Below are 11,937 nucleotides of genomic sequence, written 5' to 3'. Positions count from 1 at the left end.
CGTCCCCGCAGCCGCCGTCAACGTGGACCCCACCGCCGCCGTCCCAGTAATCGTCGGCGTCGGCGCCGTCGTGAACGCGGTGCCCACGTTGAACGGGGTACTGCTCACCTCGGTCGTGGTGTAGTTCGTCTTCTTCGCGGTCACCGTAACCGTCAGCATTTGGGCGCTGTCCACGGACGCCACCAGGTAGCTGCTTGAGGTAGCACCGGCGATTGCTGCGCCACCTCGCTTCCACTGATACGACACTGAGTCCGGTGTCGGCGCCCACGGCCCCGCACTGGCGGTCAGCGACTGCCCGACCACTGCCGCGCCCATGATCACCGGGGTGGGCGCCGTCGTAAACACCGCCGCCCCATATGCGGGGACCGCCAGCCCGAACACCATCGCGACCACCGCACCAACGGAAACGGCGAGGCTCCTTAAACCGGAACTCGATGACCACCCCGCCCGGCCAAGGACACGACTGCTACGTTGCTCTCCCATTTTAGATTCCCCCCGGAATCGGTACGGGAGGGTGCCCCGAACAACTGGACAGCCCACCGTACATCTCGACACTCGCGCCCGGAGATGCATAGGTGGGCTCGCCCGTCACACACTAGCGACGCGGTGCGCGCGGCCGCCAGGAAGGTTACAAACCCACCTCACCACTACGTTCGCCGCCGACGCTCACCACTCCCACGCGAGCAAGTACGTCCGCCCGGGTGTTGGCTCTTCGATCTTCAACGTCACGCCTGAATCGAGCCCCACAGGAACCGGGGTCTGCTCCGGGTCCACGTCGTCAGCAGCGTACGACCACGCACGGCGCACCCCACGCACACCGTGAAAGGCAAGGTGAATGGATGCACGGGCGGTGGGGATCGTGACCGTCAGCGCGATCTCCGTATCCGGCTCGGCGTCTCGCTCCACCCATGACCTGGTGGCGATCTCGTGGACCTCGCCGCGTCGCAGCTTGCGACCGAAGTTGACAGCGATCACGCTTTGACCATCCGTCTCGCGGTGAGACTCGTCGAGGAAGCCTCCCCAGAGCACCTTGGTATCCGTGACAAACGACTCACCGTCCGAGCGGACCAGCCCAAGCGCGTAGCGGGATACTCCCGCCCGGACAGCCCGCACCCGCCGGATCTGGATGATCTCGCTAGGAGAGCGAGACGTCTCGAAAACATATGCGATCGTCAACTCCTCGATCGCGAAACTTGCGTTGTCAATGTCGGGCTCCGCGGTTCCGCCGGTCCGCAGAAGCGCTACAGCCCACTCCGGCAATACATCCGCCAGCGACCGGACCTGCTTTGCAGAGATTGCCTGCCGGTCAGCCTCCATATTCGACACCGTCGACCGAGTGACCCCAAGAATGCCTGCGACGTCCGCCTGTCTCATCCCAGCGCGAACTCGTATCTCCCGCAAGGTCGCCCCGTTCACTTGAACCCCACCGCTCGCCATGCCGGAATGATGTCAGAAGCCTCCGTCTGGTCGCCACGTCAACTCGGCCAGCGCATTCGGACCGTGTCCATCGATGCGGGAGTCTCTAGGCGTGTCCGGCCGAAACAGTGCACCTCGGCTGCATATTACGCAGTAGCGGGCGCTTTCGCCTTCGGCTGCCCCCGGCAAACTTCCGGCGGGTATGCATATCTCGCTGGACTTTCTAAGTCGCATCGCCAAATTCCTGCTCGATGCGGCTGACCCGTGAAGACCGGGCCTCTGCTACGCTGACGTCGCCTCGGTGGGCTTCTGGGCCGTGGGCGGTGCTTCTTCACCGCTTTACCTACGTTGACCATGGGGGATCTGGTGGCACCGACTTCAGAACTATTGTTGGTTGGAACCGCAGAAGCACGGCGAGAGCTTTCCCGGCGCCAGTCGCGCCGGACTCCTCGACTGCTCGCGATTCTGGCGAGTGCTGCGCTGGCGCTGGCGATCGGCGCCGTCGCACCCGCAGCGGCTGTCGCGGCTGGACCGATGCCGATTTGGCGGCTCCCCTTCGAGGACGGCCAACGCTGGAAGGCAGGCGCGCCGCACTCCAGCGCCGGGAATAACACTGGCCCGCGAGGTTCGCTCGATCTTGGTCCGAGCGCTGGCGCGGGCTCCCGAGTCGTTTCGATCGCGGCGGGAACGGTATACAAGGTGACGTGCTCAGGGAATTTCTACCTCGGCGTAGACCACGGCAATGGTTGGCAGAGCACCTACTATCATCTCGCCAACCAACAGAGCGGGTTGGTGGGGAGCCACGTGCCTGCAGGTACTTACCTGGGTGATGCGGCGCGCGCGACTCCCTGCGGCGGTTCGGCGACTTTCGACCACGTTCACCTGTCGATCCAGCGAGACGGGGCCGCCGTAGACATAAGCGGCTTCGCATTAGGCGCATACCGGGTGTACAGCAGCGGCAACGACTACCACGGCTACTGGAACGGTCTGGACGGAAGCCGCGCGGTAACCAACACGGGTCTCGCAGTCTGCTGTCTCACCGGTAGCGGCAGCAGCAGCGGGAACAGCTCGACGGCCGTCACAGATTTCACTGGCGATGGTACGTCGGATATTGCCTGGTATGAGGCGTGGAACAACGGTGGCGCGGTGCAGATGCTGAGCTCCACCGGCACAGGCTTCAGTGGTTCGCAGTGGTTGGCGGGGTACTCGAAACCGGATTGGGCTGCCGCGGGAGATTTCAACGGAGACGGCAAGTCCGACCTCGCCTGGTACGAAGGCTGGAACAGCGGAACCACCCGGATACTCACATCAAACGGGGCTGGGTTTCCGTCCAGTTACGCGGGATTTAGCGGGTACAGCCAACCTGACTGGGCCGGTACCGGCGACTTCAACGGAGACGGCAAAACGGACATCGCCTGGTACGAAGCATGGAATGACGGTGCTATCCAGATTCTCCTGTCAACGGGCACCGGCTTTAGCGGATCCCGCTGGGTGAGTGGCTATGGCAAGCCCGACTGGGCGGCCACAGGAGACTTCGACGGAGACGGCAAGTCTGACGTCGCCTGGTACGAGGCGTGGAACAACGGTGGCGCCGTTCAGATCCTCAAGTCAACCGGGTCGGGATTCAGCGGCTCCCAATGGCTTGCCGGGTACGGAAAACCCGACTGGGCAGCAACGGGAGACTTCAGTGGCGATGGTAAGTCTGATATCGCCTGGTACGAGGCATGGAATAGCGGTGGCGCAGTACAGATGCTGAGCTCCACCGGTAGCGCATTCAGCAGTTCGCAGTGGTTGGCGGGCTACTCGAAACCGGATTGGGCAGCCGCAGGCGATTTCAATGGGGACGGCAAGTCTGACCTAGCCTGGTACGAAGGATGGAACAGCGGAATCACCCGGATACTCACTTCGAACGGGGCGGGGTTCCCGTCCAGCTACGAGGGGTTCAGCGGCTACGGCCAACCCGACTGGGCCAATGGCGTCCAATCACTGTCGGCGATCAGCATTCCCACAATCAGCGGCAACGCTCAGCTCGGGCAATCCCTTACAGCCAACGCCGGCGTTTGGGGTCCAGACCCGGTCAATCGGGCATTCACGTGGCTCCGCGACGGACGCCCCATCGCCGGCGCGACTGTTGCGACATACAAGCTTGTTGCAGCAGACGCAGGCGCCGCCATCACGGTGACGGTGACTGCCTCCAAGACCGGGTACATCACGACATCTCGAACCAGCACCCCAAAGACCGTGGCAAAAATGGCGTTCACCGCCGCCCCGGCTCCTACGGTAACGGGGACCGCGACCGTCGGCTCGACACTGACTGCTATACCCGGGACCTGGTCGCCCATCCCGACCACTCTCACGTACCAATGGAAGCGGGCTCAAGTAGCGATTCCTGGAGCGACTGCTGCGACATACAAGCTTGTTGCAGCAGATGCAGGCGCCGCCATCACGGTGACGGTGACTGCCTCCAAGACCGGGTACATCACGACATCTCGAACCAGCACCGCAAAAACCGTTCGCTAACACCGCGTCTACGACGAGGCGGAGCTAGCGTCGAACTGAGCGAACGCTTAGTTCGCCGAATCGCGCCCATGATCCTGTCCTCACTCGGGGCCCGCGATCGCTGCAGTGTCGCGCAAAAGGATCCTTCCGTCCCACCCGCCGAGGAAGGTGGAGCCGACAGACCGCACGATTGGGTTCCGCTTCCGTTCACCGCCCGCATGGGGATCGGCTGCGCAGCCCCGACGGCTGGTGCGATGGTAGGACATGTCGGAGTGCTGTCCACAGCGGACCGGGTGGGCGGCAGCCACGGCCCTTGCGCCCGTTCTTCGGACGACGGACCCGACTCGTAGGTTGGTGTGATGCGCGGAGTGTATGTCGATGAGCGGGACTCGACCTGGGAACGGGACGATGCTCGGTATCGGGTCTACGTGTTTGAAGGCGCCGAGAACGCAGTGACCGCTATGGACATTGTGGAGGCCACCGTCGAAGAGGCGCTGCAGAGTGCTGTGGCGATGTCGAACGGCGATGAACAGTTGTGGTCGCTCGCGCTCGTCGAGACGGATGCCCGTGGCTTGCGCGGCCTGATCTGGCTGTCGGGCATGGACTACAACGATCCGCCCAGTTCCGCCCGAGAGTGGCAGCGTCGCCGCCAGATGCAGGATCGGTATCTGGCGGCCAAGCGTCGACGCGGGCTACCCCCGACGCTGCCCAACGGTTTACGGGTGATCCGCATGTTCCCGGAGTGGGTGAGCGGGTGGCCACTATGGGAGAACTCCACCGAGCACTACCGACTCACGGCAGAAGACCTTGGGCTCGCACCGGAGCTCGGTCAAGCTCTGTACGACTGGAACGAGACCTGGCTGGACCGGCAAGAGGATGTTCCACTCCCCGATGGCTGGCGTGAAGAGGGCGAAACCCTGGCCCAGCAGTTACGGGCAAAACTCTCCGATGTCGCCGAGGTTCGGCCGGAATTCCTCGGCTGAACCCTGACCGACCGCTACCGGCTCTCCTGCGCCCGCTGAACGGTCCTGGGCGACGCACGTCAGCGCAACGACTCGCACGTTCACGCGGCGCGTCGCAGGCATGAGCCATGCGCTGAGGGTCCAGGCGATGACCGCTGTCGGCATCGGTGCGACGGCGATGAAGCTGGTCACGGCGCTGACCCTGTGAGGGTCTGGAAAACGGCCTGGGGGCGCGCCCGGTATGTGACGATGGGCGTCATGGATTACACGCATCTCGGCCGCACAGGGACCTCGGTGTCGCGCATCGTCCTCGGCACCATGAACTTCGGCGATCGGACCACGGAGGAGGACGCGTTCGCGATCATGGACCGCGCACACGAACTCGGGGTCAACTTCTTCGACACCGCCAACGGCTACGGCGGAGCAGGCGGCCGCGGTGCGACCGAGGAGATCATCGGTCGCTGGTTCGCGGCTCGTCCGGGCGTCCGGGACGACATCGTGCTGGCGACGAAGGTGCACTCGCCGATGGTCGATCCCACATCCGATGGCGATGTCGTCAACGCACGGGGCGCGTCGGCATGGCAGGTGCGCCGCGAGGCGATCGGCTCGCTCCGTCGCCTCCAAACCGATCGCATCGACCTGTACCAGTTCCATCACATCGACCGTCACATCTCATGGCCCGAGCTGTGGCAGTCGATGGAGGTGCTCGTCGCACGCGGCGAAGTCGTGTATGCGGGCAGCTCCAACTTCGCCGCCTGGAACATCGCGCAGGCGAACGAAATCGCGCAGCAGCGGCACTTCCTGGGACTGGTGAGCGAGCAGTCGCTCTACAACCTCGTGCAGCGCTCCATCGAGCTGGAAGTCATCCCGGCCGCGCTGAACTACGGCCTCGGCATCCTTCCGTGGTCGCCGCTCGCCGGCGGGCTCCTCAGCGGAGGATCCTCCGATGCGAAGGCGCGCTCGGCCGCGGCGGCAGTCAAGTCGAAGCGCGACGAGCTTCGCGATCAGCTCGACGCCTACGACGCATTCGCACGGGAGCGCGGGTGGACGCCGGCATCCCTCGGTCTCGCCTGGCTGCTGCATCAGCCCGGGGTGACGGGTCCGATCATCGGCCCGCGGACGGTCGAGCAGCTCGATACGGCCGTGGCCGCCCTGGACATCGAGCTCAGCGCCGAGGACCTCCGCGCCCTCGACGAGCTCTTTCCGGGTCCTGGCGGACAGGCTCCCGAGGCATACGCCTGGTAGCCGGCAGACCCACCGGCACCGCAGCGGCCGCCGGGCCACCACCGGTGCCGCCGGGATGGTTGCGCCACTCCATGCATTCTCCGGACCGTCTCTCTCCATTCGGCGCCGCGGGATGGACGCGCATGGTCCGCACGGGCGTTCGTGAAGCGTGCCATGTGTTCGCTTGCTGATCGGATCCGGCGACGTCCACCTCGTCGGGCATCGCGTCTATCTCGAGGTGATCCCGTTCGGCGGTCAGACCAACCTGCCCCCTCCGCCGCCGTGGCTACTGGCGGTACTCACCCGGGCGTTCCACGGCTGCGGAGACGAAACGCCCGCTCGGTCCCAGGCCGTCTGAACGACGTTGCGGGACAAGTGCTCGACCAGTGGATCACCGAGGACGCGCCCAGGCTGGCCTCGGAGATCGGGGGTGCCCGCTGAGCGATGCCTTCCGTGCACTGCCCGCGGAGGGATCGTTGGTGGACGCGTCGGGGCGTTCGGCTCACCCCGCAAGGGCTGGCCGGCTGGCCTCCGCCGGCTTGATGTTGGCGTTGCGATGGAAGACGTTCTCGGGGTCGTACTTGCCCTTGATCTCGCGCAGACGGTCGTATTTGGCGCCGTAGGATTCCCGGATCCGCGAATCGTCTTCCTCGACCAGAACGTTGACGTACGTGCCGCTGGTGAGCAAGTGCGGTCGCAGTGCGTCGTACACCGATCGCACCCATGCCCGTTCCGGGCCCAACAGTTCCGGAGTCGGGCAGAGTCCCACGAACGTCCCGAAGTAGCGGGGAGATCGGCCGCCACCGTAAGCAGTCTCGTCCTCCCCGACCTCGCTGTAGGCCTCGTCGAGGCGGTAGAAGATCAGCAGCGAGAGGGGCGAGTTCTTCTCGGGTCCGCGCTCGGTCAACACGTCGATGACCTCGTCGGTGAGCTCCTCGAGGTAGGCGCCCTTGTCGTAGCCGTAGAACCCCCACGCGTTCGGCTCGTCCAGCATCTGCTGCAGCGCGAGGTAGGGCATGGGCGTTACGAAGTCGAACAAGGGCGGCTGCACGCTGCGGATGTGATCCACAATCTTCTGGTGCTCTCCCGAGTCGCCGAAGCCGGTGAGGACGAGGGCATAGCAAATCTTGCCCTGATGCTCGACGGGCACGAACGGGGCCGGAGCAGCGGTGATCGCAGCGATGGCAAGGGCGTTCATTGAGCGAGGCAACTCACCGATCACCGTTCGCATCAGCCGCAAGGCGGCCTTGCCATCCTCCTGACCCCAGAAGAACAATCCGACCTGCACCATCGGTCCGACCTCGTGCAGCCGGAACTCGAACTCGGTGACGACGCCGAAGTTCCCGCCGCCGCCCCGGATCGCCCAGAACAGGTCGGAGTTCTCGTCCTGGCTCGCACGCAGCACTCGACCATCGGCGACGACCACCTCCGCGGACTCCAAGTTGTCGATGGACAGACCCGCCTGCCGCGTCAGCCAACCCATGCCCCCACCGAGCGTGAGACCGCCCACCCCAGTGTGACCGACGATTCCGGCCGGGACCGCGAGGCCGTGAGCCTGAGTGGCGGCATCCAGGTCGCGCAGCAGCGCGCCGCCCTGAACCCGGGCCAGCTTGGCCCCCGGATCGACGACGACCGCTTTCATGCGGCTCAGATCGATGACCAATCCATCGTCACAAACCGAGTGACCCGGGAAGCTGTGCGCCCCACCACGAATCGCGATCTCCAGCCCGGCCTCGCGTGCGAAAAGCACCGCCGCGGCGACGTCCCCACCAGAGGCGCACCGCACGATAACCGCAGGTCGCCGATCAATGTCGGCGTTCCAAGCCTTGCGGGCCTCGTCGTAACCGGGGCTCTCAACGGTGATGATCGAGCCGTCGATGCTCTCGCGGAGCATCTCGATCGCTGGACGGGCGGCCGCAACCATCAGGGAACTCCTTCACGAAGGAAATCGGACAGTGAAACTGCTGTCCCGAACGCAGCGCTCATGGGCCACCGTAATCAGAATGTCGGCTGGCCGACCCACCGTCAACGCCTTACCCCACCGGCCGGCGACTCTGGACGACGCGGAAGGCGGTTGGCGACCACCTCACGATCGATGCCCGGGTACGGATCGTGGCGGGCAGCGAGGCGAGTGTGCTGTGCCGCTGATGATCGCGGTCTACGATCAGGGCTGCGGGGCGTTCGGAGGTCGCAATGTCAGCGAAAGTCCGTGTCGGTATGATCGGGACCAGCTATTGGGCTGATGACTTCCATCTGCCGGCGCTCGCTTCGCACCCGGGTGCCGAGCTGACGGCGATCTGTGGACGGGACCCGGAACGCGCGTCTTCGCTTGCCCACAAGCACCGTGTCTCTCAGGTCTTCACCGACTATGAGGAGATGATCGATCGGGCCGGCCTGGATGCGATTGTCGTGGCGACTCCTGAAGATCTGCACCACCCGATGGTGATGAGCGCGCTGCACGCGGGGCTGCATGTGCTCTGCGAGAAACCCCTCGCGCTCTCAGCCGTTCAGTCGCAGGACATGTTGATCGCTGCCGAGCGGGCAGGTGTGAAGCATATGGTGCAGTTCACGAACCGCGGGCTGCCGCACTACCGATATCTGAAACGGCTGATCGCCGATGGGTACATCGGCGATCCGTACCACGCTTACTTCACATGGCCTACGGGTTGGAATCCGGCGCAAGACATCAACCCGTATCACTGGGGTTTCGACGCCCGACGCTCCAAGGGCGCGGTCGCTGAACTGGGAGCCCATCTGATCGATGTTGCCCGCTGGCTATTCGGTGACGTGGTGCGCGTCACCGGGAGCATGCGGATGTTCGTACACCCGGATGTTCCCGACGGTGCCCCGATGGCGGAGGCGAACGACTCCGCTTTCGTGTTGCTGGACTTCGCTTCCGGCGCCCATGCCGTCATCCATGTCGGACTCCGCAATATCGCAGGTCCCGGACTGCGCACGGGCCAGACCGCCGTGATCAGCGGAAGCGCGGGCACCATCGACACACGGGCAGATCCCTGGACAGCCCCCGCGCCTGCTGTATCCGAGATCATCGGCCTGCGGCGCGGCGTCGACATGGCCGAAGCGTTGCCGGTTCCCGAGGAGTACTACGGCGACACCGACCCTGCGGATGCGTTCGCCGTGTTCCGCCAGCAATCAGTCGGCCCGAGACTATTCATCGACGCGATCATCCACAACCTGCCGATCGCTCCGGACTTCAACGACGGGCACCAGGTCCAACGCATCATCGACGCAGCCGTCACCTCCCACGAAACCGGCACAGCACAACACCTTTAGACCCTCGACCCCTGCACCATACGCGTTGAGACCCCGCAGTTCCGATCCGAACAGAGGAATGGACGACCCAATCAGTCGGCAGCCTCCGACCAGTCCTGACGACCCTAAGTGTTCAACTAGACCGCGCGTAAAGGGATCCCTTGCGGGCGAAGCGAAACTGGATTTGAGTCCCGGCGGCCTTCGGGGGCCGAACCGGTTCGACCGTGTCACTTCGGTCGTATTGAGGGACATGTCGGGCGTCACACCAGGTTTGGGGACTACTTCGTAACGGTGATCATGGATCTCCGGACCGCGCGGAACAATGCGCAGCTCCGTGCAGACCCGCACGTTTAGTGGATCAGTCCCGAGTGAATCACGCGTCGTGGCACTGTTGCGCGGCAGCGTTGGGTGCCACGCGGATGTTCGGCGTCAGATCAAGATGCGCAGCAATGATGTCGCGCTGGATGAGGACTTCACCGCTTCCGAGCCTCGGAAGGTCGCCATCACGGAGTGCTTTCCGCGCAGGAGCTTCGGGAGCAGGAGCGATGCCCGCCCGTCCGCGCCGACCGCGACGCTGCCGACCAGCTTCGAGTCGACGTAGAAATCGATCGTCCCGGCGGCGCTGGCGGCCAATGCGGTCGTCACACGGGCGGAAGCGGTCAGCCGCTCCCGTGATGTGCCGACGCTGCGTTCGAGTGCCAGGAAGGTGCTCGATCGCGCGGCCGCTTCGAAGGCGACCGGGCCGCTCCACCCCGTCGTGCGGTTGAAGATGCCGCCGGCCTCCGTGCTCGTGCCGGAGAGTGCCGAGAGAGTCGCCGACCAGCACAGGAACCAGGCCGAGCCCGTCGCGCCAGGGGCGTAGCGCCTTGCCGATGACAGCGCCATACGCCCGCGATGAATCGGTTGCGTTCATCGCGTGACCCGGTGTGGCGGAAGTCGTGAGGAGGTCACCCACGCCGATGGCTCCATAGGAAGCGTCAACTTTGCACCAGGCTTTGCCGGCAAGTGCGAGTGGGAGACGGTTCGGTACACCCGCCTCGCGACCAAGGATGACACCCGGGCTTACACCATTCGCGCCCGAAAGAATTCCAGCGACGCGGCGGTCGTATGGATGCATGCTGGCCCGCAACAGCTCGTCCTCATCGAGGGAGAGGACGGTGCCCGGCCCCAGCTGCTCAGACGGATCTATTGAGAAATCCTCTGCGCAGTCGGCTCCAGATGTTATGACGTTTCCCGACGCGCCGTCCAAGTGGATGCGCACATTGCCTGCAGCATCATGCACGCGCACATCTCCTGCGCCCCCTCCACCAAGTACGTTGCCTACGTCGAGGTTTGCATGGTCGCTGTCAAATCGGAACACAAGGTTGCCCGAGGCGTCGGTCATGAAGAGCGAGCCGCGCCCACTGTCGATGTGCAGACGGACACGATTGTCGTTGTCCCGCACTCGAAGATCGCCCTCGTTGCCGGCACCGCCGATATCCAGCACGGCGAATTGACCGTCAAAGTTGAGTATCGTCCCTCCGCCGGCGGCGACTACTTTGAACGACGAAGGCCGGGCACCGAAGCTCGGTGAGCCGAGAACAAGATCACGCTCCGCTGTCACCGTCCCATCGGTGACGTAACCGCCACCCGTGACTTGAGTCTTGCCGTCGGGTGTGCTGATCGTGATCGCCGCCGGCTCATTGGGATCGATTGTGACAACAACCTGGCCAGCATCGTTGAGGACTTCAAGCAATCCTGTTACCTGCTGGGGCATCCGAACCTCCTGCTGGAGTCTTGTCCGCTTCGCAAGGTCGCTCCGCCCGTAGGATCCCCCACTCGCGGTCACCGATAGCATGCTCTGGAGTGAGGGGACCGTCAAGTCACAAGTCAAGCTGCTGGGGCGCAACTGGCGGCACTGATGGAGATCAGCACTCGTGGTCAGTAACGGACCGGCGGCCGGGCGTCTCGGTCCTCGGGTGTGCGTTGAGTGTGGCGTTGCTACGGTCGCAGGAATCTCCGTCTGCCCTTGACCCCGACGTGCAGCGACGCCCCCGTCGCGTAATAGCAACCACGGTCACGAGGGAGAAGATTGAACAGGGAATCCCAGCCGGACGCCTCCTTGTCTAGGGATCTCAGCTTCTCGGGCAGTCCGACGGCGGAGAGTCGAGCGCGGCTCACAGCGGAGCGGCGAAAGTCGTCGGTCATCCTCACGCGCCGACCAATGCCGCGGCGAGTGTCGGCAGCAGCAGCCACAAGTTGTGTTCGTTGAACCGAGCAGCATCAGCATCACCGCGAGTCCGGCAAGGCACGCGCTTGCAAAGAAGTTCATGGCGACCATGCCCGACTCTGGCCCGAACGTCCCCGACGAAACCCACGTTAAAATCCCTCCGACAAACCGGATCCTTCTGACACGTCAGCAGGACGCACTCCAACCAGCGAGTCAAACCTGTGGACAACCGGTCCTCTTCAATCCACATCCGAGGAGGTCTCAGATCGACCGTAGTTGTCGACGACGCTTGAAAACTGGACAGTAACGACGCTTGAAAAGTGAACACTCAACGATTGGAGAGTGATCACTTTG

Annotated in this window: 9 protein-coding genes; 6 read left to right on the top strand and 3 right to left on the bottom strand. The window is 64.3% G+C overall.

Annotation, left to right across the window (positions count from 1 at the left end; genetic code table 11):
• Nucleotides 1–666: 666 nt before the first annotated feature.
• The gene (locus ACLQ2Q_RS11505; RefSeq protein ID WP_425820602.1) at nucleotides 667–1,437 is read right to left on the bottom strand and encodes a helix-turn-helix transcriptional regulator; all 771 of its coding nucleotides are present in this window, start codon (nucleotides 1,435–1,437) and stop codon (nucleotides 667–669) included.
• Between the two features lie 333 nt (nucleotides 1,438–1,770).
• Here ACLQ2Q_RS11505 and ACLQ2Q_RS11500 point away from each other — a divergent pair, with 333 nt between their 5' ends.
• From ACLQ2Q_RS11500 to ACLQ2Q_RS11485, 4 genes are all read left to right on the top strand, one after another.
• Nucleotides 1,771–3,936, top strand: coding sequence for an FG-GAP-like repeat-containing protein (locus ACLQ2Q_RS11500; RefSeq protein WP_425820601.1), 2,166 nt, complete (start codon nucleotides 1,771–1,773; stop codon nucleotides 3,934–3,936).
• A 338-nt stretch (nucleotides 3,937–4,274) separates the two neighbouring features.
• Nucleotides 4,275–4,898 (top strand): hypothetical protein, encoded by a 624-nt coding sequence (locus ACLQ2Q_RS11495; RefSeq protein WP_425820600.1) that lies wholly within the window; start codon nucleotides 4,275–4,277, stop codon nucleotides 4,896–4,898.
• A 237-nt stretch (nucleotides 4,899–5,135) separates the two neighbouring features.
• The gene (locus tag ACLQ2Q_RS11490) at nucleotides 5,136–6,122 is read left to right on the top strand and encodes an aldo/keto reductase (protein ID WP_425820599.1); all 987 of its coding nucleotides are present in this window, start codon (nucleotides 5,136–5,138) and stop codon (nucleotides 6,120–6,122) included.
• Between the two features lie 163 nt (nucleotides 6,123–6,285).
• Entirely contained in the window at nucleotides 6,286–6,459 is a 174-nt protein-coding gene (locus tag ACLQ2Q_RS11485) for a hypothetical protein (protein WP_425820598.1), read from the top strand.
• 144 nt (nucleotides 6,460–6,603) lie between these two features.
• Here the strand turns inward: ACLQ2Q_RS11485 and ACLQ2Q_RS11480 are convergent, their stop codons facing one another.
• Complete coding sequence (locus ACLQ2Q_RS11480; RefSeq protein WP_425820597.1) at nucleotides 6,604–8,025, bottom strand: FAD-binding oxidoreductase; 1,422 nt, start codon at nucleotides 8,023–8,025, stop codon at nucleotides 6,604–6,606.
• A gap of 269 nt (nucleotides 8,026–8,294) precedes the next feature.
• Here ACLQ2Q_RS11480 and ACLQ2Q_RS11475 point away from each other — a divergent pair, with 269 nt between their 5' ends.
• Nucleotides 8,295–9,395, top strand: a complete 1,101-nt coding sequence (locus ACLQ2Q_RS11475; protein ID WP_425820596.1) for a Gfo/Idh/MocA family protein — start codon at nucleotides 8,295–8,297, stop codon at nucleotides 9,393–9,395.
• 408 nt (nucleotides 9,396–9,803) lie between these two features.
• On the opposite strand, the gene ACLQ2Q_RS11470 is transcribed toward ACLQ2Q_RS11475, so the two are convergent.
• Nucleotides 9,804–10,259, bottom strand: coding sequence for an Ig-like domain-containing protein (locus ACLQ2Q_RS11470; protein WP_425820595.1), 456 nt, complete (start codon nucleotides 10,257–10,259; stop codon nucleotides 9,804–9,806).
• A gap of 364 nt (nucleotides 10,260–10,623) precedes the next feature.
• Here ACLQ2Q_RS11470 and ACLQ2Q_RS11465 point away from each other — a divergent pair, with 364 nt between their 5' ends.
• Nucleotides 10,624–10,947: a hypothetical protein gene (locus ACLQ2Q_RS11465; protein WP_425820594.1), complete on the top strand. Its 324-nt coding sequence runs from the start codon at nucleotides 10,624–10,626 to the stop codon at nucleotides 10,945–10,947.
• Nucleotides 10,948–11,937: the final 990 nt, after the last annotated feature.

It is taken from the genome of Microbacterium sp. DT81.1, from assembly GCF_049844955.1.
Classification (GTDB): Bacteria; Actinomycetota; Actinomycetes; order Actinomycetales; family Microbacteriaceae; genus Microbacterium.
The sequence above is the reverse complement of the archived record's forward strand: the minus strand, read 5'-3'. Positions and strand labels throughout refer to the sequence as shown.

What these genes read in the sequence shown, in the direction of transcription:
- ACLQ2Q_RS11505 (WP_425820602.1), bottom strand. Translation starts at nt 1,437, where the DNA reads ATGGCGAGCGGTGGGGTTCAAGTGAACGGGGCGACCTTGCGGGAGATA.
- ACLQ2Q_RS11500 (WP_425820601.1), top strand. Translation starts at nt 1,771, where the DNA reads ATGGGGGATCTGGTGGCACCGACTTCAGAACTATTGTTGGTTGGAACC.
- ACLQ2Q_RS11495 (WP_425820600.1), top strand. Translation starts at nt 4,275, where the DNA reads ATGCGCGGAGTGTATGTCGATGAGCGGGACTCGACCTGGGAACGGGAC.
- ACLQ2Q_RS11490 (WP_425820599.1), top strand. Translation starts at nt 5,136, where the DNA reads ATGGATTACACGCATCTCGGCCGCACAGGGACCTCGGTGTCGCGCATC.
- ACLQ2Q_RS11480 (WP_425820597.1), bottom strand. Translation starts at nt 8,025, where the DNA reads ATGGTTGCGGCCGCCCGTCCAGCGATCGAGATGCTCCGCGAGAGCATC.
- ACLQ2Q_RS11475 (WP_425820596.1), top strand. Translation starts at nt 8,295, where the DNA reads ATGTCAGCGAAAGTCCGTGTCGGTATGATCGGGACCAGCTATTGGGCT.
- ACLQ2Q_RS11470 (WP_425820595.1), bottom strand. Translation starts at nt 10,259, where the DNA reads ATGGCGCTGTCATCGGCAAGGCGCTACGCCCCTGGCGCGACGGGCTCG.